Source organism: Roseibacillus ishigakijimensis (genome assembly GCF_016595415.1).
Classification (GTDB): Bacteria; Verrucomicrobiota; Verrucomicrobiia; order Verrucomicrobiales; family Akkermansiaceae; genus Roseibacillus; species Roseibacillus ishigakijimensis.
In genome coordinates this window covers 1-1,486 of record NZ_JAENIO010000094.1, presented here as the reverse complement: position 1 = coordinate 1,486, position 1,486 = coordinate 1, and the positions used below count along the sequence as shown (strand labels likewise).

At 47.7% G+C, this 1,486-nt stretch carries 2 protein-coding genes; both read left to right on the top strand.

The features are described from left to right. Positions 1-214 precede the first annotated feature (214 nt). A complete protein-coding gene (locus JIN78_RS16690) occupies positions 215-673 on the top strand; it encodes a hypothetical protein (RefSeq protein ID WP_200393135.1) in 459 nt (152 codons plus the stop codon). Between the two features lie 148 nt (positions 674-821). Further along, positions 822-1,391 (top strand): hypothetical protein, encoded by a 570-nt coding sequence (locus JIN78_RS16685; RefSeq protein ID WP_200393134.1) that lies wholly within the window; start codon positions 822-824, stop codon positions 1,389-1,391. The last annotated feature ends 95 nt before the right edge of the window (positions 1,392-1,486 follow it).

Below are 1,486 nucleotides of genomic sequence, written 5' to 3'. Positions count from 1 at the left end.
GATCCAAAATTTATGGATCGCTCAAGCAATCGATAACGATTCTTTTCAGCTTGTAAAAAATTCGGGGAACCAGTAATTTGCCTCCTGAATCAGAAGTTTTCACAAATGATTGAGACCAAGCCCCCCACGCCCGCCAAAAAAGCGCCTGGAACCAAAAACCGTCCTGCTCCTATCGCAGCATCGTCATACTAATAAACACTGTTCGACTGAAAATATGAAGATTACCTCAGTTCTCTCTGTGTTGTGCGCTTTCCTAGTTGAGGAGGCTTACCCCGAGGAAACTGAAAGGCTTCTTCCTTCCGGTATTAGCTCTCTGGAGTATCAGTCGGATTACGGTTCTGTAGTCGTCCGAGCAGGCACACTCCCTGAAGCTGCTATGTGGAAGGAAGGAGCGGCCCTTCCTCTTTCAGTTACAAAGGCATTGTCATTGGCACGGTCTAAACTTCCAAAATTGGAAGGAAATGATGGAGAGAAATGGTCACTGAGTAGAATTTGTCTCACAAATTTTGGAGAAGATTCGGGATACGACGAATGGTTCTATTTGGTTTCTTTCTATTACACGACAATATCCACAAAGAGCGAACTTCTTTACACGACGAAGAGACGTTATCAATTAGTGGTTCACTTAGACGGCAGTACGCAGCTGCCAACAATTGAGAGAGACTCCGAATAGACTCAAAATGTCGAACAATGCGCAGCACCACAAATCCGACCGCGCTGGCGAGTCGGGGGTTGACGGGAGGAGGGAAGGTGGTAGAACTATCGAAAGCGCGCTGAGTCGGTCGGATTGGGTGTGCTGAGACGTTCTGCTGAAATTTTCGATGCGGCACCTTTTAACAATATTCTTCTTATGCATTTTCGTGGGGTGTAGGGAGCCTGCTGACCTCCCAGACGCGGCGAACTCGACTTCGAATATCTATGATCAGGAGATTGAGAAGTTCCAAGAGGGGCAGATAAGATTTCAGCGTCTTGTATCTATTGTTAGAGATGAGGCTAGCTTCGATACCGCAAAACCTAAGCTGGATTTGATTTTGTCTGAGTGGTCCGAAGTGGCAGACTCTCTCCAGAAGTTAGAGCCGCCGTCGAATGAGGAGAAGGCTCGCCTACGTCGACTAATTGACGAGGGCCACAAGAACACAGAGCCCACTGGAGAGGATATGCTCAGTTTGATTTCGATCGATAGTAGAGAAGAAGCTGCTCTGAAGTGGCTTGAGGATTTCGCCGCCGCAGGTTCAAGGGTTGGTCTTGAGGTGAATCGTCTTTTTGGACCACCGGGTTATAGTGCAACCTCTGAAGGTGTAGGGCCTGACGCTAGTAATGGTTCTGCGTTTGGGCGCTCTATCAATCAGGCGCTAGCTAATCCTGCGGCCGGACAAGCTGAACCAGAATAGGCAGAACAAACCACTGAGGCCAACTGACAAGTGATTTTTAGGAAAACTGTTCACAGAGTTTGGGGTGGGTTTTCTTGATTGTTTCGATGGTTTTG